General features: G+C 43.8%; 15 protein-coding genes. 9 read left to right on the forward strand and 6 right to left on the reverse strand.

The features are described from left to right. Positions 1–53 precede the first annotated feature (53 nt). A complete protein-coding gene (locus F0229_RS02180; protein WP_017060401.1) occupies positions 54–635 on the reverse strand; it encodes a TfoX/Sxy family DNA transformation protein in 582 nt (193 codons plus the stop codon). A 357-nt stretch (positions 636–992) separates the two neighbouring features. Here F0229_RS02180 and F0229_RS02185 point away from each other — a divergent pair, with 357 nt between their 5' ends. The 5 genes from F0229_RS02185 to F0229_RS02205 all read left to right on the forward strand — a co-directional run bounded on the left by F0229_RS02185 (position 993) and on the right by F0229_RS02205 (position 6550). Next, positions 993–1913 (forward strand): HDOD domain-containing protein, encoded by a 921-nt coding sequence (locus F0229_RS02185; RefSeq protein ID WP_017066065.1) that lies wholly within the window; start codon positions 993–995, stop codon positions 1911–1913. 54 nt (positions 1914–1967) lie between these two features. Then, the gene (locus tag F0229_RS02190) at positions 1968–2873 is read left to right on the forward strand and encodes a lysine exporter LysO family protein (protein ID WP_017071961.1); all 906 of its coding nucleotides are present in this window, start codon (positions 1968–1970) and stop codon (positions 2871–2873) included. A 174-nt stretch (positions 2874–3047) separates the two neighbouring features. After that, positions 3048–3575: a hypothetical protein gene (locus tag F0229_RS02195; protein ID WP_017066066.1), complete on the forward strand. Its 528-nt coding sequence runs from the start codon at positions 3048–3050 to the stop codon at positions 3573–3575. A gap of 118 nt (positions 3576–3693) precedes the next feature. Further along, positions 3694–5337: a pyridoxal-dependent aspartate 1-decarboxylase PanP gene (panP, locus tag F0229_RS02200; RefSeq protein WP_017060397.1), complete on the forward strand. Its 1644-nt coding sequence runs from the start codon at positions 3694–3696 to the stop codon at positions 5335–5337. Between the two features lie 358 nt (positions 5338–5695). Then, on the forward strand, positions 5696–6550 hold the full coding sequence (locus tag F0229_RS02205) for a MurR/RpiR family transcriptional regulator (RefSeq protein ID WP_004734686.1): 855 nt from the start codon (positions 5696–5698) through the stop codon (positions 6548–6550). Between the two features lie 124 nt (positions 6551–6674). On the opposite strand, the gene F0229_RS02210 is transcribed toward F0229_RS02205, so the two are convergent. Continuing rightward, positions 6675–7967 carry an iron-containing alcohol dehydrogenase gene (locus F0229_RS02210; protein WP_017060396.1) on the reverse strand — a complete coding sequence of 431 codons (1293 nt, stop codon included), beginning with the start codon at positions 7965–7967 and terminating at the stop codon, positions 6675–6677. Between the two features lie 406 nt (positions 7968–8373). Between F0229_RS02210 and F0229_RS02215 the strand changes: the two genes are divergently transcribed. Together F0229_RS02215 and F0229_RS02220 are read left to right on the forward strand one after the other, a co-directional pair. Beyond that, the gene (locus F0229_RS02215; RefSeq protein ID WP_009847069.1) at positions 8374–8637 is read left to right on the forward strand and encodes a GrxA family glutaredoxin; all 264 of its coding nucleotides are present in this window, start codon (positions 8374–8376) and stop codon (positions 8635–8637) included. 249 nt (positions 8638–8886) lie between these two features. Beyond that, complete coding sequence (locus F0229_RS02220) at positions 8887–10569, forward strand: aspartate:alanine antiporter (RefSeq protein WP_017060395.1); 1683 nt, start codon at positions 8887–8889, stop codon at positions 10567–10569. A gap of 197 nt (positions 10570–10766) precedes the next feature. Here the strand turns inward: F0229_RS02220 and fabV are convergent, their stop codons facing one another. The 4 genes from fabV to F0229_RS02240 form a co-directional block, all read right to left on the reverse strand. Further along, positions 10767–11969: an enoyl-ACP reductase FabV gene (gene fabV, locus F0229_RS02225; RefSeq protein ID WP_017065406.1), complete on the reverse strand. Its 1203-nt coding sequence runs from the start codon at positions 11967–11969 to the stop codon at positions 10767–10769. A gap of 210 nt (positions 11970–12179) precedes the next feature. Beyond that, positions 12180–14462 carry an acyl-CoA dehydrogenase gene (locus tag F0229_RS02230; RefSeq protein ID WP_171732143.1) on the reverse strand — a complete coding sequence of 761 codons (2283 nt, stop codon included), beginning with the start codon at positions 14460–14462 and terminating at the stop codon, positions 12180–12182. 55 nt (positions 14463–14517) lie between these two features. Continuing rightward, on the reverse strand, positions 14518–15147 hold the full coding sequence (locus F0229_RS02235; protein ID WP_017065403.1) for a TetR/AcrR family transcriptional regulator: 630 nt from the start codon (positions 15145–15147) through the stop codon (positions 14518–14520). Between the two features lie 444 nt (positions 15148–15591). Further along, positions 15592–19401: a VCBS domain-containing protein gene (locus F0229_RS02240; protein WP_171732144.1), complete on the reverse strand. Its 3810-nt coding sequence runs from the start codon at positions 19399–19401 to the stop codon at positions 15592–15594. A 301-nt stretch (positions 19402–19702) separates the two neighbouring features. Between F0229_RS02240 and F0229_RS02245 the strand changes: the two genes are divergently transcribed. After that, the gene (locus F0229_RS02245; protein WP_171732145.1) at positions 19703–21010 is read left to right on the forward strand and encodes a TolC family outer membrane protein; all 1308 of its coding nucleotides are present in this window, start codon (positions 19703–19705) and stop codon (positions 21008–21010) included. Then, the gene (locus F0229_RS02250) at positions 21010–21621 is read left to right on the forward strand and encodes an OmpA family protein (RefSeq protein ID WP_017070607.1); all 612 of its coding nucleotides are present in this window, start codon (positions 21010–21012) and stop codon (positions 21619–21621) included. Before F0229_RS02245 ends, F0229_RS02250 begins: the two co-directional genes overlap by 1 nt. The last annotated feature ends 130 nt before the right edge of the window (positions 21622–21751 follow it).

Below are 21751 nucleotides of genomic sequence, written 5' to 3' on the forward strand. Positions count from 1 at the left end.
TTCCTCGGTTTTTATTTATTAACAGTAATCTTAAGCATATAAGGTAAACTTCTTTAGTGGCAGCTCTTCAGTAATTGCTGCTTGCGTGGCTCTTGTAATAGTTTCCAGTGAATACCATCAATTGCACCCGCAAATTTCCAAAGTAATTTTAGGTCAACATCGTTTCCGTACGCTTCACGAACCTTATTAAACACTTCAGGTGCGCCCAACTGCATAAACATTGAAACATCATCCACACCCGCCTTTTTAACCATGCGCTCTAACGTAAGCTGCATGTTTGGTAGATCTCTTAATCTACGGCTAGCTGATGACTTCTTGAAGCTACGCTGCTGAATTGAATTATCGATTGAAGTACGAATAATACTATCCAATTCAGGATGTTCACAGGTAAACAGATCCGTAATGTCGTAATAGTTTACGGTTGCTGTTGTCTGCTTCTTTACATGACGATACTTTTCACAATCAAGATCGGTCAGTTTTTTATCTAATGATTTTCCACCTCTAATGAATAAACAACCTTCACTCAATAAAGCGAACATAGCGTCATTTTGAAAGAGGCCAATACCTCCGAACATAGAACGTTTTTGATGCTCACCAAATTGATTCACGTAATTAATAAATGCTGTCTCGGTCATATCCGTTGATCCTTAATCAAATTACCCCGATTAGGTTGATCACCAGACAAGCAGCTTGTTATGCGAAAATTTTAAATCTATTTTGTTATTCTATAGGTGAATATTATGGTTTCGTTTTTCACCTTTAAATAAATCATACTTCGAAAAGAAAAATAAGTCTGGACTTAGTTCACATCAATCAATTGAGTATTCCGGTTTTTCATGATTGACTTCACAGTAAACTATCAAACCATGCTTGAATTTGGACACCTAGTGATACACCGGTTCAAATTATTAAAGGTTATGTAGACGGGTGAGTATTGCCTCGCAGCATCGTGGCTTGTAAAATGGCAGGACAGACCTGTTTTTACTTTTTATATGAATCATTTATCGTTTTTCTGGCTACCTCAAAATAAGACTCTTCTCTTAAAGGGTCTAGAATCAGAGTTTGCCCAACTTGTTGGACATTCTATCTCAGCGGGAAAAATAACACTTCCTCCTATCCCTAACGTTGTACTGAAGATTCAATCGCTTTGTACCCTTGAATCAACTGGGATTGCTGACGTTGCCGAGTGCTTACTCGAAGACCCAGGCCTCGCTGCTATTGTCATTCGTGTGGCTAACTCTGTGGTCTTTAACCGACGTAATATTACTTGTGTTGATATTATGACGGCGGTGTCGCGCCTTGGCATATTAAGAGTACGTGACATCGTGACGGCTCAGGCTATTGAGCAACTCAAACACTCAGTCAACCTCAGTAAAGAATGTAATAAGGTATTGGTTCAGAGCGCTTCTGTATCAAAAGAGCTGGGCGCTACTATGGTGCTTGTTACCAACAGCTTCAAAGAGCTCTCCCCTACTGAATACCGTTACCTTGAGCATGAAAAATCGCTGCTTGTTGGATTACTGGCTGATATTGGTTTGTTCTGTTTGGTTAGCGAATACCACCTCTACCTCGAAAATGGCAATTACCTAGATCACGACATCGCTCTACAAATCTTCCAAGGCCAATGTTCTGCTACCAGTAAATTGGTGCTTAACCGTTGGGGCTTCGACAGCGATTTTATTGATGTGTGCAGCAATACCATCAATAACCACGAACAGCGTGAAGTCTCTTACTTAGATATAGCTCGAATCGCTAACCACCTGCTGATGTTCAGAAACAAGGATGAGAACATCGATGATCACGAAGTTGAACTTAACGTGACAGGTGCAGAGGTGCTCTATAAATTAAGCAACTTGAGCAAGCATGATTTTAATGCAAAGCTAAGCGACGTGATCAATACTAGCGGCTTCTAAGTCACTGTTAAATTACAAGTAAGTGTAATATGAAGTAAATGCAATGGGGAAAGCATGTTTACAGGGATGATCTTTATATTTGCGCCACTCGTCGTGGGGTATCTTTTTGCAATTTCGAACGCTCAGACATTAGAATTTATCAACCGCTCAACATCGCGGTTGATCTACGTGATTCTGGCGTTAATGGGACTAAGCTTAGCCGCCCTCGATAACCTAGGCAGTAACCTGCAGACAATCCTTCTATATACCGTCACTTTCTTTGTCTGCTTAAGCGTATGTAACCTAATGGCACTGCCCGCTATTGATAAGTTATTACCACTCAAAACCGACAGTAGCAAGAAGAAGCTTCCCCTCTCTTCTATGGCGATGGAATCTGCAAAACTCATCTTAGTGGTAGGTTCAGGGCTAATCGCTGGCTTAGTGCTGCCTATTGGCCTTGATTGGGTTGATACCGCAAGCGAATGGATTCTGTTTGTTCTTCTATTCTTTATCGGCATTCAGCTGCGTAATAGCGGACTCACACTTCGTCAGATCTTACTCAACAAGCACGGTATGGTTATCGCAATCACCATTATCATCACCTCAATGTTAGGTGGTGTAATCGCGGCTTACATCCTAGATATCCCTCTGTTCAAAGCCTTGGCAATGTCTTCTGGATTTGGTTGGTACTCTCTGGCTGGTATCTTAATGGGTGACGCCTTTGGTCCTGTCTATGGTGGCGCTTCTTTCATGCTTGAGCTGTTAAGAGAGTTAGTTGCCTTGGTACTGATTCCAGTGCTAATTCGCAGCTACCCATGCACTTCCATTGGTTATGCTGGTGCGACTGCGATGGACTTCACCTTACCGGTCATTCAAACAACAGGCGGCGTTAGATGTGTGCCTATCGCTATCGTCAGTGGCTTTATCCTCAGCTTGCTTGTTCCGATATTGATGTTGTTCTTTGTATCTCTTGCTAACTAGATCGCAGGAATAGCGTTTGTTTTAGATTAGAATGCAACTCGAATACCAATGCCCAAGACACCGATACAGTTACCGAAATAAAAAGACACTAAGTGTCATTGCTCAACAAATAACGATCACGGTAACCTGTAACGACAAAGTTATAAAAAGAATAAACTTACAAAAGGAACCACTATGAAACGCCTTTGCGTCGCATTACTGCTAGCTTCAACTTCTACTTTCTCTTTTGCAGCAGATTCAATGTCTGAGACAAACCAGTGCCAAGCAAAAAAATATGATGCGTACATCGACGCTTCTTTGAATTGGTATGCCGACCTTGCTGCATTAACCTCTGAGCAATATCCAGAGCTAACAGAAGTGAGTGAGTGGTTCCTAGAAGGTCGTAAGCACCACTTTGAGCTTAACCGTGCTGCGGTTCACTACTACTTAGTAAACGACTCAAGCAAAGTGGCAACAGAGCAACCTGTAGAAGGTTGGTTGCAACTTGAGCAACACGACATTAAAACGCTATCAACACGTGATGATGAGCTTGGTAAAATCGCGAAAACAACATTCGATGACCGCCAATCAACGCCTCACGCTCAAAACTACGAACTACGTTCTGCCTTTGCAGAGCTGCTTAGTCACCCTAAGCAAATCGACTCAGCGCTGCAGCGTTACAATCAGTCGATCAGTAAACTTGAAGCGATTAAGTGTAAATAACCCCGCATTTAATATGCTTTTTTGAGAAGTTGGATTTCATAATTAAGACGGGACATTGTTCCCGTTTTCGTTTAGATTGTCCCGCTCGCGTCAATATTAGAAAAATAACTCGCTTGCTATGGTTACGGAACAAAAAACAGCAGATGTTAGCTTCGACAGTCTTCTACGTATCTTCACGGTACCTGAAGGCCCAGATTCAACACTCACTCAAATTGAAGACAAACTTTCACGAAACCTGAATCAATTCTTACGTGAACATATTGTGGCTGAAGAAAAGCCGCTACGTGAAATTGAGAAAGATTTTTCAAATGCTCATATCCCAGAGCAGCCTGAGTTTGTTTCTGAACATACTGAGCATCTCCTCGATTCTCTTGTGTCTCATTCGGTTCACACGTCTTCGCCAAGTTTTATTGGCCATATGACCTCTGCGTTGCCGTACTTCCTGATGCCGCTTTCAAAAATCATGATTGCGTTGAATCAGAATCTAGTAAAAATCGAGACCTCAAAAGCTTTCACTCCCCTAGAACGTCAAGTTCTGGGCATGTTACATCGCCTGATTTATCAAGATAGTGACCAGTTTTATTCTCGTTGGATGCACAGCGCAAACCACTCTTTAGGTGCGTTTTGTTCTGGCGGTACCATCGCGAACATTACAGCGCTCTGGGTTGCACGTAACAACGCACTAAAAGCGCAAGGTTCGTTCAAAGGTGTAGAAAAAGAAGGCCTGTTTAAAGCCATGAAGCACTACGACTACGAAGGCCTTGCCATCTTAGTCTCTGAACGTGGCCACTACTCTCTGAAAAAAGCCGCGGATGTCCTTGGTATTGGTCAAGAAGGTCTAGTGTCTGTTAAAACAGATAACGACAACCGTATTTGTACTGATGATTTAAGACTCAAGATCGAGCAGCTCAAGCAGAACAAGATCAAACCTTTCGCCGTCATTGGTGTGGCTGGTACAACCGAAACCGGTAATATCGACCCGCTAAGAGACATTGCTGAGGTGTGTGCCGAATCCGATTGTCATTTCCACGTTGATGCAGCTTGGGGCGGTGCGACTCTGATGTCTAACAATCATCGTCACCTACTTGATGGTATTGAACTGGCGGATTCAGTCACGATTGATGCGCATAAACAGCTTTATATCCCTATGGGTGCGGGTATGGTTCTGTTTAAGAAGCCAGATGCGATGACTGCGATTGAACATCATGCTCAATACATTCTTCGTAAAGGCTCAAAAGATTTAGGCAGCCATACGTTAGAAGGTTCTCGTTCAGGTATGGCAATGCTGGTTTACGCCGCAATGCACATCATTAGCCGCCCAGGTTATGAACTGCTGATCGACCAAAGCATCAACAAAGCGCGCTACTTTGCCGACCTAATTAAAGATCAGAGCGACTTCGAGCTGGTTTCAGAACCTGAGCTTTGCCTACTGACTTATCGCTATGTCCCTGAGTCAGTCAAAGCGGCACTGCTTAAAGCTGAGCCTGAACATCGTGTCGAACTGAATGAGTTGCTCAATGAGCTGACTAAGTTTATTCAGAAGAAGCAGCGTGAAACAGGTAAGTCTTTCGTGTCACGTACACGCTTAAACCCTGAAGCATGGGTACATCAGCCAATCATCGTTTTCCGCGTGGTATTAGCAAACCCACTAACAGGCAATGACATTCTTTCGTCAGTGCTTGAAGAACAGCGTGAGATCTCTAAACTAGCACCAAACTTGATGGGCAAAATCAACAAACTGGTTACGCAAATCAACGCATAGTCATTCAATTTTAGTTGCATCAAATTGAAAATTTCTTTCTTTTTGATGTAACTAAGCTGTCAGTTCATACCCATTTTGCATTCTTTTTGCTCAAACTCTCTTCCAATTCTGTAGTTTTCTAAAATTTTGTTGAGGTTTGTCATATTCTTAAGCATTCATGCCCTGTTTTTGTATTAGTAAATAGTATGTTGGGTTTATACTGACTCTATGGTGCTAGTTAGCTTGATATCTATTTGACGCAGCAGTATTTACGAAACCGAATATACATCGGCTTTGTGTTTACTGATATTCGCTTCAGCCATACCCCCTGGTAAAAGATATTAACTAGCAAGTTGTTCTCTATACCCTTGTGAACACTATGAATACATTAGAAAAAATACAAAAAAACCTGGAAAATTTCAGCAAGTCTGAGCGCAAGGTAGCCGAAGTAATTATGGCTTCCCCTCAAACTGCAATTCATTCTAGCATTGCTACCTTAGCTAAAATGGCTGACGTGAGTGAGCCTACAGTTAACCGCTTCTGTCGTCGATTAGACACAAAGGGCTTCCCTGACTTCAAACTTCACCTAGCTCAAAGCTTGGCAAACGGTACACCTTACGTGAACCGTAATGTTGAAGAAGATGATGGTCCAGATGCTTATACGCATAAGATTTTCGAATCAACTATGGCTTGTCTAGACGTTGCTAAAAACAGTCTAGACGCGATGCAAGTAAACCGTGCTGTTGACTTGCTGACTCAAGCAAAACGCATTTCGTTCTTCGGACTGGGTGCCTCTTCTGCTGTCGCCAAAGATGCTCAAAACAAGTTTATTCGTTTTAATATCCCAATCACATGTTTCGAAGACATCGTGATGCAACGAATGAGCTGCATTAACTGCAGTGATAACGACGTTATTGTTCTGATCTCTCATACTGGCCGCACTAAAAGCCAAGTTGAGATTGCAAACTTAGCGCGTGAAAACGGTGCGACAGTTATTGCTATCACAGCAAAAGATTCTCCACTGGATAAAGCGAGCTCGTTGTCTATTTCTCTGGATGTTCCAGAAGACACTGACGTTTACATGCCAATGGCAAGTCGCGTTGTTCAGATGACGGTTATCGATGTGCTAGCGACAGGCTTTACGCTACGTCGTGGTTCTGGTTTCAGAGAGAACCTAAAGCGCGTCAAAGAGTCACTTCGTGATTCACGTTACGAGAAGTACTCTCAGTTCTAATCTGCTTAGTCATGAACTGAAAACAGATGACCAGAGAACAAGTTGAATTAAAAAAACGGAGCCTAGAGCTCCGTTTTTATTTGTCTGTATAAAATGACTTATACAACGAACAAGTTTAAGACCGTTAGATAGTCCAACTATTGCCCTTCTCAACCACGCTGTTTTCGGACGCATAAGAATTGATAATGGTAAAGCTCGACTCGACAGCTGGCTCTTGCCCAATTTGATTCATTGAAGCTCCCTCATGATGCCCTTCTCTACAACTGCACTTCTCGCATACTTGCTTCAAAATATGCACGAGCCTCTCTTGGTTAAGCGGCAAAGGGTTTCCTTTAATCGCCACTGATTTGAGCGCGTCGGCAGACACCTCATCAAACTGGGCTTCACAGACACCAAATTCCAACAAGTTGGGTAACTTAAGCGTATCAAGCACTTCCGATAACCAAGAAATTGCCTCCTCTTCTATTGCTTCTACGTTACCTGTTACTATCTGAGCGATTCGCTGATAACGCGCTAGGATGTCGCTTCTTTGCTGCTCTTTTGCAACGGCTATGTTCTCCAACATCACAAACGGCGCTAAACGCGCGGTAATCACACTATGAGGCGCAGAAATCTTACCTCCTAGTGCGGAGGCTAAACCATGGGCTGCGCCAAGCTTGGCATTAGTTATCGCCATACCACCGAGCATAGAAGCGAAAGCAAGATCAGAACGCGCTTGAGGCTCATCATAAACACACGCTTTAACCACAGAACCACTCAACTTACGCAGCCCTTCTTCACAAATCATATCGGTTAACGGATTCGGTTCACCACACACGTAGGCTTCCATTAGATGAGTAAAGGCATCCATCGCACCTCGCCCAGATAGATATAGATTGGTTCCATGAGTTAGGGTTGGGTCGACAATCGCAACGTCGGCCAGCATGTCTGGGCTTCTCAGGCTGATTTTTACTTGGTCTTGGCCTGATTTCAGCACCGCGTTTTTAGTGACCTCGGCGCCGGTACTCGCTGTGGTTGGAATTGCGATAAACGGAAGTGGTTTGGTTTTAAGAGGAACATTACGCCCGACCACTTCAACATAGTCATATAAATTGCCTTGATTAGGTAAAACCGCAGCCAACGCTTTGCCCATATCGATGGCGCTACCGCCCCCCATGGCGACAACCATATCTGGCTTAAATCGACGAGCAGAAATAGCCGCCTCTTCAACCATTTTGATATTAGGTTCACCGGAAACGGCAATGTGCTGATAACGCATACTCTGCGCATCAAGATAGTCAGTAACAATTGAAGTGCGCTCTAATGTATTGCCTGTAACCAATAGCACGCTGTAGCCATATTGATTAAAGAGAGACAATGAAGCGGAAAGTGCTCCATCACCAAAGATGATCTTTGTAGATGTCATAAATTGAAACATGGTGCCTCCTGCGCCTATGACCGAACAAAACTGCGAACTCTTGGTTATTGGAATTTAGCCTTTATATAGTGCATCAGTATTAAGATGCCTCGTTCTGTATGCGCTTTTTTTGACGAGGTGCAACTTGTCGCATTAAAGATGGATTAATGTCGTATTCTTAGGGGTAATTCACACTCTTAAATTAAGGGTAATCAATCTGAATACCCATCAGAAATCAGCATGGATCCTTTTTGTGACCATTATTTGCTCTGATAGACAAAACCTATTGTATTAAGAGGTAATTCCATCTTTATTTCCCCATGGCATTGAGGCATAGTTGGTTTTATGAAATTTTGAGTGGCATTCACTAAAGAATAGTTAACATAATCGAGTTAACGAGCCTCATCCCGTATTTAGGAGAAATTAAATGTTTGTAGTTATTTTTGGTCGCCCTGCTTGCCCATTCTGTGTTCGTGCAAAAGAGCATGCTGAAACTCTTAAAGCTAAACGCGATGACTTCAACTACCGTTACGTTGACATCCACGCTGAAGGTATCAGCAAAGCTGATCTAGAGAAGACTGTTGGTAAACCTGTCGATACAGTTCCACAAATCTTCATCGACCAAGACCACATCGGCGGCTGCACAGAATTTGAAGCATACGCAAAAGAAAACCTAGGTCTTTTCGACTAAGCTAGGATTTCTCAAACGAGAATCAAGACTAAAGCCTTAAACAGGTGACCCATTTAGGCGTTAGACTGTACGATTTATAGAAAGCCCGCTCACTGTAGCGGGCTTTTTTATGACCAGTTTTCATACGGAATAAGAATAAGGTCAAAATCAAGTAAATTAACAAAATATTGCTTATAATTTATTTATATTTAGATACAATTCACCTCTCAAACTTACCCTGTGTTCCACGCCAATTATTGAGCGACCACCGTGAATATCGACGTTGTTTTTCTGTTAGAACAAAACCCCATTCTCCTCATCTTTGTTGTTTTATCGATTGGATTAGCCATTGGTAAAATTCGTTTCGGTAGCCTCCAACTTGGTAATTCAATCGGTGTTTTGATTACTTCCCTTATCATGGGACATCTTGGCTTTTCTTTTAACGCAGATGCGCTCACCATTGGTTTCATGCTGTTCATCTACTGTGTTGGCATTGAAGCTGGACCAAACTTCTTCGGTATCTTCTTCAGAGACGGTAAGCACTACCTCATTCTGAGCCTTGTGGTACTTTCTACCGCAATTGCCCTAACCTATTTCAGTAGTCATTACCTTGGCCTAGGCTTTGGTTTATCTGCAGGCATGATGGCAGGTGCCTTAACAGCAACGCCGATATTGGTAGGTGCTCAAGATGCTCTGAATTCTGGGCTTGCAGAATTACCAAGAAACATGGACTTGAGCCTGATTATCGAAAACCTTTCAGTCGGTTACGCGATGGCTTACTTGGTTGGCTTAATCAGTATGATTATGTTTGCTCGCTTGATTCCAAAACTTCAAAAAGTGAACCTACACGACTCGGCAGAGCAAATCGCCCAAGAACGTGGGTTAGGCGCTTCAGGTCAGCGTAAGGTTTACTTGCCCATTATTCGTGCTTATCGAGTGGGACCAGAGCTCATCTCTTGGACTGACGGTAAGAATCTGCGTGAACTGGGTATCTATCGCCAAACAGGCTGTTACATCGAGCGTATTCGACGTAATGGTATTCTTGCCCATCCAGATGGTGATGCAATTCTGCAAGAAGGCGATGAGATCGCATTGGTTGGTTTCCCAGATAGCCACGCTCGTCTAGACCCAAGCTTCCGTAACGGTAAAGAAGTTTTCGACCGTAACCTTCTCGATCTGCGTATCGTGGAAGAAGAGATCGTCGTTAAGAGTGACAGTATCGCAGGTAAGCGCCTATCAGACTTAAACCTGTCTGAATACGGCTGTTTCCTTAACCGCGTAGTACGTGCTCAGATTGAAATGCCGATGGACTTAAACATCGTGCTTTCTAAAGGTGACGTCCTACAGGTGAGTGGTGAAAAGAGTCGAGTGCACGGCCTAGCTGAGAAAATTGGTTTCATCTCAATCCACAGCCAAATGGCGGATTTGATGGCCTTCTGTAGCTTCTTCATTTTGGGTATTTTGTTTGGTTTGATCACCATGACATTCGGTCAGGTATCGTTTGGGCTAGGTAACGCGGTTGGCCTGCTTCTATCGGGCATCATGCTTGGTTTCCTACGAGCGAACCACCCTACTTTCGGTTATGTGCCTCAAGGTGCTCTGAACATGGTCAAAGACCTCGGTTTGATGTTCTTTATGGTCGGTATCGGCTTGAGCGCCGGTGGTAAGATATTTGAGCACTTAACCCAAGTTGGCCCACAGGTAATAGGTATTGCCCTAGTAGTGAGTGTGCTGCCAGTATTCTTCGCTTACTTGGTTGGCGCTTACGTATTGAAGATGAACCGAGCTTTGTTGTTCGGTGCAATCATTGGCGCGCGAACTTGCGCTCCAGCGATGGACATCGTAAATGACCACGCTCGCTCAACGATTCCGGCTCTGGGTTATGCGGGTACTTATGCGATAGCCAATATATTGATGACCTTAGCTGGTACTTTTATCATCATCATTAGCTAGTTTATTCAGCGTTATAGCGCTTTAGATTAGATATTTTAAATGCACTAATTCACTTTGGGTTAGTGCATTTTTTATAACCTGTTTTAAGCGGTTCAAGCCTTCTTCCCCACTCCTGCTCTTAATCTCTTGAACCAAATAGCAGACAAAAAAATAGGCGCTCAATGAGCGCCTATTTCGTTTAGATTCGATAACTTGAATTAGATGTCAGCTACATCAAATTCAACAGCTGGGTTAACGTCAGCTTCGTAATCAACACCTTCAACACCGAAACCAAATAGCTTCAAGAACTCTTCTTTGTACTCTACGTAGTCAGTCAGTTCTTTTAGGTTCTCAGTTGTGATTTGAGGCCATAGGTTACGACAGTGATCTTGAATGTCTTCGCGAAGCTCAAGGTCATCTAGACGTAGACGGTTCACTTCATCCACTTCTGGCGCGCTGCCGTCTTCTTTGTATAGACGTTGGCTGAACATACGGAAGATCTGTTCCATACAACCTTCGTGAATACCTTCTTCACGCATCTTCTTGAACACCATAGCGATGTAAAGAGGCATTACAGGGATTGCAGAACTTGCTTGAGTCACTACAGACTTAAGAACAGCAACGTTTGCAGTACCGCCAGTTTGGCCTAGCTTCTCGTTCAGCGCTGTCGCTGCACGGTCTAGATCCATCTTAGCTTTACCTAGTGCGCCATCCCAGTAGATTGGCCACGTTAGTTCAGTACCGATGTAGCTGTAAGCAACCGTCTTACAACCGTCCGCTAGAACACCAGCTTCAGAAAGAGCATTGATCCAAAGTTCCCAATCTTCACCGCCCATTACAGTAACAGTGTCTTTGATCTCTTCTTCAGTTGCAGGCTCTACGCTTGCTTCGATGATTGTGTCTTTGTTCGTATCAACCGCAGTTGACGTGTACGTTTCACCGATAGGCTTTAGAGATGAACGAATTACTTCGCCAGTCTCTGGCATTTTACGCACTGGAGACGCCAGTGAGTATACAACCATATCGATTTGGCCTAGATCTTCTTTGATCAGGTCAATTGTTTTCTGTTTCGCCTCGTTAGAGAAAGCATCGCCGTTCAGGCTTTTTGAATATAGGCCTTCTTCTTTAGCAAACTTGTCGAACGCTGCTGAGTTGTAGAAACCAGCTGTGCCAGGCTTTTTCTCAGTACCGGCTTTCTCAAAGAAAACACCGATAGTTGAAGCGCCGCCACCAAATGCAGCCGCAATACGTGAAGACAAGCCGTAGCCACTTGAAGAGCCAACAACTAGTACACGTTTAGGTGCGTTTGCGATTGGGCCTTGAGCTTTTGTGTAAGCAATTTGTTCTTTTACATTAGCTTCACAACCGACTGGATGTGTTGTAGTACAGATGAATCCGCGAATTCGAGGTTTGATGATCATATTCAACTTCCTTAAAAAATCAGGTTAAGGATAAAAGTTTCGTACGCAAATGGCATCTAATTTCTGTAAAAATGTGGCGAAAATGCAAGTGGTTGGAGCACTCAGTGAATATTTGCTGACTAAGTCACCATTTGTTAACGCCTCTATTGCAACTTCTACGACAAAAACAAAAAAAGGCACCTAATAAGGTGCCTTTTGTCATTTCTTTATCTAAGCAACGCTATTTAGCTTAGGTTTTAACTCTTTTCGCGTCAAAGTTTCACTGTAATCATGACTGAAGTGGTCAACTTGAATCGCTGCGTAGCGAAGTTTGTCTGCTGCAATGATTTGGTCAACTTCGTCTTGAGTAAGAACATCTGCCGCCAGTGCTTGAGCAAGTTTATCTTGCAATAGACCTTTACGAGCCACTTTGCCCTCTTTCACTGCTTTGAAGATCTTACGTTCGAGAGGCTTGATGCTGTACATCGCATTGAACGCATTCTCCATTAGGCCAACACTATCCTCTTCTTCTTTGCCTATGTAGCAAAGGTGAGTTAGACGTTCACGGTGTGCACCCGGAGTCATCAAGCTTTCTGCCAGTTGTACCGTTAGATTATCACTTGGTTTTTCAAAGTGGTTACCGACAGGGAAAACTAGACCTTTAAGTACTTTACCTACCATCTTGTTCGGGAAGTTTCTGTACGCTTCTTGTAGCGATTTAGCCGCGTTATGGAAACAGTGTTGAACCGCGTAGTGTACGTAGTCTAGGTCAGCTTGTTGACGACCTTCATCTTCATACTTCTTAAGCGCTGCAGACGCCATGTATAGGTAACTTAGACCATCACCTAGACGTGCAGAGATAAGCTCTTTACGTTTCAGTTCGCCACCTAGTGTAAGCATTGCGAAATCCGCACTCACTGCAAGCGCACGGCTCAAGCGAGTTAAGTCTTGGTAGTAAGGCTTCGTTGGACCGCTCATATCCGCTTTAATGAACTTAGAGCCTGTCAATGCCGCACCGAACGCACCAAACGTGTTCTTAGTTGCGTGAGAGATATGCTTGAACAACAAGTTATCGAAATCCTTCGCACCTTGCTTCTCGTCTGGGTTTGCTGCCGCTTCCATTTCGCTTAGCACGTATGGGTGACAACGTGTCGCACCTTGACCGAAGATCATCAGGTTGCGAGTTAAGATGTTCGCACCTTCTACTGTGATAGCAACTGGAATACCTAGGTAAGGCGCAGCTAAGTAGTTCATTGGACCATCTTGAATTGCACGACCAGAGTGGATATCCATTGAATCATTCAGGATAGTACGCGCCATTTCTGTCATGTGATATTTCGCGATAGCCGTAACGATACCCGGCTTCTCTTTCATATCGAGTGAAGTAGTTGTTAGTGTACGAGTCGCTTCTAGTAGATACGTTAAGCCACCAATACGACCTAAACTCTCTGCAACTCCTTCAAACTTACCAATCGACATACCGAACTGCTTACGAACATAAGCGTATGCGCCGGTCGTTTTCGCCGTTAAGTGGCCCATCGCCGTGCCAAGTGCGGGTAATGAGATACCACGACCTGCAGACAGACATTCCACCAGCATACGCCAGCCTTTACCTGCGTAATCGGCACCACCGATTAACCATTCCATAGGAATAAATACATCGTGACCGCGTGTTGGACCATTCATAAACGCAAGACCAAGTGGGTCATGACGCTCACCAATCACAACACCTTCGTGGTCAGCCGGGATTAGCGCACAAGTGATGCCAATGTCTTCTTTGTCACCCAGTAGCTTTTCTGGATCGTGCAGTTTGAAAGCCAGACCAAGTACCGTCGCCACTGGTGCTAGTGTAATGTAGCGTTTGTTCCAGTTAAGCTCGATACCTAGCGTCTCTTTACCTTCGTGCATGCCCATGCACACAGTACCGACATCAGGGATACCACCCGCATCAGAACCCGCTTCTGGGCCTGTTAGTGCGAAACATGGGATATCTGTACCGTCAGCAAGACGAGGTAGCCAGTAGTCTTTTTGGTCTTGAGTGCCGTAGTGAGACAGCAGCTCACCAGGACCAAGAGAGTTTGGAACCATTACTGAAACCGCAGTACTGATACTGCGAGTCGCAATCTTAGTTACGATAGTTGAGTTAGCGTGTGCTGAGAATTCACGACCGCCATACTCTTTCGCAATAATTAGCGAAAAGAAACGCTCTTTGCGTAAGAAGTTCCACACCTCTTCAGGAAGGTCTCGATCTTCTTTTACAATTTGGTGGTCATCAAGCATAGCGAGCAAGGTTTCAAGCTCATTATCCATGAATGATTGCTCTTCTGCTGTCAGCTGAGGTTTTGGGTATTGATGCAGCTTAGTGAAATCTGGTTTACCAGAAAACAGCTCTCCGTCCCACCACACGCTACCCGCTTCCATCGCTTCTTTCTCGGTGCTAGATAGTGGTGGTAGTACTTTTTTAAAGAGTTTAAAAGCTGGGTCACTTACCCATTTTTGTCTTAGAGAGCTCATAGTTCAGATCCTTTTGTTCACTATATTGGTTGTGAATGTTTCGCTTTTTATTGTTTTATTCTTCTGCTGACATGCCTGCGGCTAAATATGGAATAAGAATATCGACCACTGCCTTAGCATCTATCTTTCTGTCATAGTCATTCTCTGCAATTTCTACCAGAGCCTGACTTGATGCCATGGTGAATACACAAGTCCCTAGGGTGAAGTGTAATCGCCAAAATAACTGTTCTTGAGTGAGGTTCGGATTCGCCTTCATTACAGATGTCGTAAACAAAGAAAGTACTTCGCTGTAGCGAGTAGTAATGAACCAACGCAAGTGTCCTTGCACATCCGTATAGCCTCTGCCGATAAGTAACATGAATCGGCTTGTACCATTTGGCCTAACATCATTAAGTGCTCTTAGTGGCTGTCTCAACGACTCAAACACGTCACTCATAGAATACGTTTCGTTCAAGTTTAAGTTCACTAATGCATCTTGCAGTGCTGGCATAAATGCTTCTAAGTAACGATTGAGTACCGCACGAACCAGAGTCTTCTTATCGCCAAAGTGATAGTTCACTGAAGCTAAGTTGACATTCGCTTTACTCGTAATCGTACGTAAAGAGGTGTCATTAAAACCGTGCTCAGCAAATAAGCCTTCAGCCACATCTAAGATTTTGTCTTTGGTTGTACTTCTTGGTGCCATTTCAATCACTCGTATTAAACAACTGTTTGAAATATACGCTTAGTACATTTATTTAACAAGCAAGCAACATCACATTTTCACAAATTGGTCGTACCAGTTAATAAAACTCAGCACTAAACGATTGAATCGCTGTGTGTTTATAAAAAAATAAAAAAATAATGAATTTTCTTGGAACTGAAATGGAAATGGAGAGTCCTAAATTAGGTAGAAAACAGCGTATTTAGAAGTTTAACAGGCCGTCAAACTTGTTCTTCTCACTGCTTTCTTAATTACTGCATTTTCCTTATTAACTCCTATACTTGTATCCGCCCAAACCACGTTGGTTTGGGCTTTTTTTTGTGTGTTATTCCGATACCTTTTCTTTGGCTGGTATTCGATACAAAAAAGCCCCCGAAATCGAGGGCTTTTCTTACGTTAAGCGTTAGAGCCTTTCACTTTATCTAATTAAGCAGCATCATTTTTTATCAGTTCTCCTAGCACAGCTAAGTCATTACCTAGGTCAACCGAACCAGCCAGTTCAGTCGCAATCCCCTCAACAACGATAGTTTGAACATCATCCCCTCCATTGATTGGAATGGACAACGCAATATCTTCTCCGTCGACAGAGACCTCTATCGCATCAAGTAGCTCTGCCATTTGAGTCTCATCTTGAGGGTCTTCGACCAAATCATTGAGGTCAATCAGATCCCCAGAACCACCTGTATAAAGCTCGAAATCTTTAATAATATCAGTACCGTTGTCGAGCGCAGAGTCTAGCCAAGTGAAAATGTTGTTTCCGCTATCTCCAATCAGCAGATCGTTGCCTGACTCGGCATACAAAGGTTCATTACTCGCAGCACTAATAACGTTATATTGCTGCGGTTCTTCGATATCTATGGTGACCGTCTCTACCGTGCTTTCTGCACCATTAGAGTCGACCGCGACATAATCAAACTGCGGGTCTTCGGTTACTGCCTCGTTACCTTGGACATAGCGTAACTCCCAACTGCCCCCTGTCGATGACAGCTCCATCCCAACAATCGGATTGTCTGGTGAAGAATAACTAAAATCATACAGAATTTGGCTATTCCCCGTATCTCCTGGATCTTTTTGATATTGCTCCGTCTGAGTCGTGCCATCAGCAAAGGTATAGAGCACTTCAACATAAACATTGCTATCAGTGTTAAATGAACCACCCAACCCATCTAAACCAAAATCAACAACCTCTAATGGATTATTAGTAAAGTCGAGGACCAAGGTCTCCTGTTTGTTCATGCCTCTACCGTCTGTATCACCGATACCAAAGCCGACATGAGGTTGCTCACCTTGATACTGTTTCAACGGTTTATTATTGTTATCTTCGATCGTTAATGTAATCGTATTACCGTTATCTAGCGTAATAAGTCTCTCTGTTGGTGAAACTTCCACACCCCAATTATAGAAACCATCAACAAGCTCTGGCATATCCTCAGGATCGCCACTAAAGCCCATTTCAAACATTTCTCCAGGCCCGGCAACGAAGCTGATATTGTTCGGAACAAACAACTCACCGTTATCAACATCAGACTGTACAATTTCTCTCGTGACGCCATTTTCGGCGGTATACAAGAGGCTGCCGTTGGTTGGCAAACTTTCGATTCGAATATTAAGTGGAATGTCGTCATGGTCATCTTCTATATCTGAGATGTAATCAGGCATGCCGCCATCTTCAGAATCGAAGAGAATAGGTATAATCGCGTCCTCATCATTAACGACCGTAAAGCTGGTCGCTTCAGGTGCGTCATTGACACCATTGATTGTTATCTCGATAACATGCTCTACACCATCGATCGCGGTTACCACATATCTTTCAATAACCGTGTCATCATCATTCAAGTATTGAACCGCATCGTTATCAACGACATAACTCCATGCGCCCTCTGGAGTAATCGTTAACATACCCAAAGCAAGTGCATAAGTAGACCCAATAGGGGTAAACACACCATTAGGTTTAAAGGCGGGCATGTCACTCGTGTCGACATCAGTAATCGTTAAAGTACCTGACGCTGAAAGTTCGTTAGTATCAGGATCGACATTAACATCTTCCGTCACCTCACCCAGGTCAGAATCACCTTCACCAACGGTAATCTCAGATGGATCATCGGCACCATTGATGGTGATGGTCACTTCGCTTGTGGTTCCGTCAATCGCAGTAACCGTGTAAACCTCAGTAACGAACTCATCGTCATCAAGATATTGCACATCATCGTTATCTACAACGTACGTCCATTCGCCATCATCGGTTATGGTCAACATACCTAACGCGGTCTCATTGGTTGAGCCTTCTGGATTAAACGTTCCGTTGGGTTCAAAAGCAGCGACATCGTTAGCATCAACATCAGTAATCGTCAGTGTTCCCGTCGCCATCAAGTCGTTGCTTTCTGGATCGACATCGACATCTTCCGTCACCTCACCCATATCAGAGTCACCTTCACCAACGGTAATCTCGGATGGATCATCGGCACCGTTGATGGTTATGGTTACTTCACTTGTGGTTCCGTCAATAGCAGTAACCGTGTAAACCTCAGTGACGACCTCATCGTCGTCAAGGTATTGCACATCATCGTTGTCCACGACGTAAGTCCATGCTCCATCATCGGTTATGGTCAACATACCCAACGCGGTATCATTGGTCGAACCTTCCGGATTAAACGTTCCGTTGGGTTCAAAAGCAGCGACATCATTGGCATCAACATCAGTGATCGTCAATGTTCCTGTCGCCATCAAGTCATTGCTTTCAGGATCGACATCGACATCTTCCGTCACTTCACCCATGTCAGAATCACCTTCACCAACAGTAATCTCTGACGGATCATCGGCACCGTTGATGGTGATGGTCACTTCACTTGTGGTTCCGTCAATCGCAGTAACTGTATAAACCTCGGTAACGAACTCATCGTCATCAAGATATTGCACTTCATCGTTATCTACAACGTACGTCCATTCACCATCGTCGGTAATGGTCAACATACCCAACGCGGTATCATTGGTTGAGCCTTCTGGATTAAACACACCGTTTGGTTGAAAAGCAGCGACGTCGTTATCGTCAACATCGGTGATCGTTAGTGTCCCAGAAGTAATTAAGTTGTTGCTCTCTTGGTCAACATTAACATCCTCAGTCACTTCACCAGTGTCTGAATCACCTTCACCTACGGTTATATCAGATGGGTCATCGGCACCGTTAATAGTGATGATCACCTCACTCGTAGTACCGTCACTTGCTGTCACAGTATAAACTTCAGTAACGAACTCATCGTCATCCAAGTACTGAACGTCATCGTTGTTAACTACGTAAGTCCAAGCACCATCAGGGTCGATGCTCAATACACCTAGCTGTGATTCGTTTGTTGAACCTACGAGGTTAAACTCACCGTCAGCTGAAAAAGTAGGAGTGTCGCTGTCTACATCTGTAATCACAATCTGACCGGATGTCACTAATTGATTGGTGATTTCATCTACATCAATGTCCTCAGTCACACTGCCCGAGTCATCAGTAGCCACAGCTACATCATCAGTACCAATTATCGTTACTGTAATGACTTGTTCGCCTCCATCGGAGGTTTGTACTGTCGTCGAGTCTTGAATTTGCTCACCATCCGCAAGCTCATCATAAGGACTGTTGGCCACGAAGGTCCAAGTACCATCTTCGTTTACAACAAAAGTACCGAGATCATTATCCCCAGCGACCTCTTTAACAATAAAGGTAACGTCTGGGTCTTCACTCGTTAAAGCGCCCCCAGTTTCAATAGGTTCATCCTGCTCAAACTCAATAACATTAGTTTCACCTGAAATAAGCGCAAAGGCGATAATATCAAAAAGAGCAAGACTTTGAGTTTCCGACAGACCTTGAGACTCAAACCCGTCAGTTTCAAAATTTGTGGCAGCTTGAGTTTCAGCCCCAGTACGTTCAATCCTACCGCTGTTGGTCAAACTAGAACCTTCCTCACCAGCGGCAGTATCAAACTCATCTCCTAGTTCCGTTGGATCAAATCCCTCTTCAATAGCACGCTGAACTTGAGCGATCGCGTCATCAGTATCTAGCAGATTTTGTTGGCCCTGGTTATCTACAAAACGTGCAGAAACACTTGGTAAACTCTCTTCACTAGTATCAAAACTGATAATTACGTCGCTAGCGGCTGGTTGTTCGCCCGGAGACAAACGTCTAACCTGGCCTTGAGCGTCGAGCACTACACTCCCGCTAGCAAGACCTAGTATATTTAGGTTGATATTTCCCATATCCATATTCCCACTTCTGCCCAGAACACGCCAAACGCGGATTCAATCCCACTCTGCGCTGTGGCTATTTCCTACAATAAATCTAGTAGTGGCACTATTGATAATCAACTCACTAAAAGTTGGTAAATCTGGTGCTTTTAAAATTAGTCAATGGCAATAGCGACTTACATTCAAAAAAAAATCAACAAACTTCGCATTTTTTTGCAAATGTCCTAAGCTTCGTTTAATACCCTTCTCTCAATTCAGCGGTAAACGTAGGTTGGGAAACGGATGAGACATTGAAAGTAGAAGGAGAGCTACTTTGAAATTGTTTAAATTATCCATTATGTGTTGCTTAGTTGCTTCAACACCACTCACCGCTCAAACTCTGGAACAGTCTGTTGCTATTACTTTGGCGACGAATCCAGAGATAAAAAGCATCTTCAACGAATATGTGAGCGTGAAAAAACGTAATGATGCCTCTGGAGGAGCGTACAAGCCCAGCATCGACCTTGATGCTGGTATTGGTTACGAAGGCATAAACCCTGCACCAAATAACGGCCCCGATACGGATCTAACACGAAAGGAAGCGACGATTTCCCTCACTCAATTGCTGTGGGATGGTTCCGCGACGCTGAACGACATTGATCGTACCGCCGCAGAAGCAGAGTCGGTACGTTTGCAATTGATCGCGGATGCCGAAGACAAAGCGCTGGAGGTAACACAAATCTATCTAGATGCAGTGAAAGCCACTGAAGTGCTGGCACTGTCAGAAAGTAATCTTTCAATACACAAGAAAATCTATAAAGACATAAAGAAACGAGCGAATTCAGGCATAGGTTCGACAGCTGATGTATCGCAGGTAGAAGCTAGGATTGCGAAGGCTCATGGTAATTTGTTGGCCGCACAGAATAATTTGATCGATACCCACACCCAGTTTAGACGAGTGGTGGGTCAAGAACCCCTAGGCTTAATTTACCCAAGAGCCGATATTTCTAAAATTCCTTTGTCGTTAACTGACGCCATTGTTGATGCATTAGACCAACACCCAGTGATCAAAGTTGCAAACGCAGATGTCGATTCAGCCCACTTCCAATACAAACAATCAAAGGGCGTGAACTACCCTACCTTCTCCATCGAGGCTTCTCAGTCGTGGCGTGATGATGCAGGTGGCGATGAAGGCTCAAGTCAAGAGACCCTAGCGATGCTACGCATGCGATATAACCTCTACAACGGTGGTACCGATAGTGCTAATTCAGAAGCTGCAGCTTACCAACTCAATAAAGCAAAAGATCTAAGAGATCGTGCTTATCGACAAGTTGAAGAAGGCCTTCGCCTCTCTTGGAGTGCATTGGATCTGACGTTGCAACAAAAGAACTTCTTGTCTGATCACGTGGATTCGGCGTCAGAAACCGTTATCGCTTATGAGAAACAATATCGAATCGGTAAACGTACGCTACTGGATCTGCTTAACACTGAAAACGAATTGTTTGAAGCCCGCAAAGATTACTTAGATGCGCATTACTCTGAACAGTACGCTAAATACCGTGTAATGAACGCGACAGGCTCTCTATTGAACGCTCTACTGGTCGACATTCCAGACGAGTGGACAACGGCAGTGGAGTATTAATGATGAAAATACCTTACTTATTACTTCCCGTGTTAACGATGACTTTATTTGCCTGTTCAAACCAGCAGGAAGAGGCTTATATCGAGACACCTGAAGCAGAACAGATTGCAGACCTGCAAGACGATGATAGAGATGGTGTGGTGAACGCTCGTGATATCTGTCCAGGTACGCCTGAGACATCACAAGTCGACAATGATGGTTGTGGAGAAACGATTCTTGCGGAAGAAGTCAGACAACTAAAAATACTCTTTGCTCATGACTCATTTGAAGTGAACCCGATCTTCTCAGACCAGATCAGCACGATGGCAGAGTTTCTTGAAACCTACAAAAGTGCCTCGATTGAAATACAAGGCTATGCGAGTAAAGTGGGTTCTAACGAGTACAACTTAGACCTATCAAAAAAACGAGCAAACAATGTTCAAGACGAGTTACTGTCGAATGGTATCGAACCAGAGCGAGTGCGAATTATCGGCTATGGTGAAGAGCGCCTAGAAAGCGATGGCGACGACCCTACTTCACACGCATTGAACCGTAAGGTAACAGCGACGGTGGTAGGGTTAAGTGAACAAATCGTCGAGGAGTGGACCATATTTACCACGCTTGAAAAATAGCGTGACATTGTCAATGTGGATCTATATGTGACATAGAGCGAGTGTCGAACAACAGCAGCTTAGTTATAAGATCAATAAAGCCGAGATAGGAAACCCTATCACGGCTTTTTTGTTCTTTGCTGTCACATGA

This window comes from Vibrio sp. AIC-3 (assembly GCF_013114515.1).
Classification (GTDB): Bacteria; Pseudomonadota; Gammaproteobacteria; order Enterobacterales; family Vibrionaceae; genus Vibrio; species Vibrio crassostreae_C.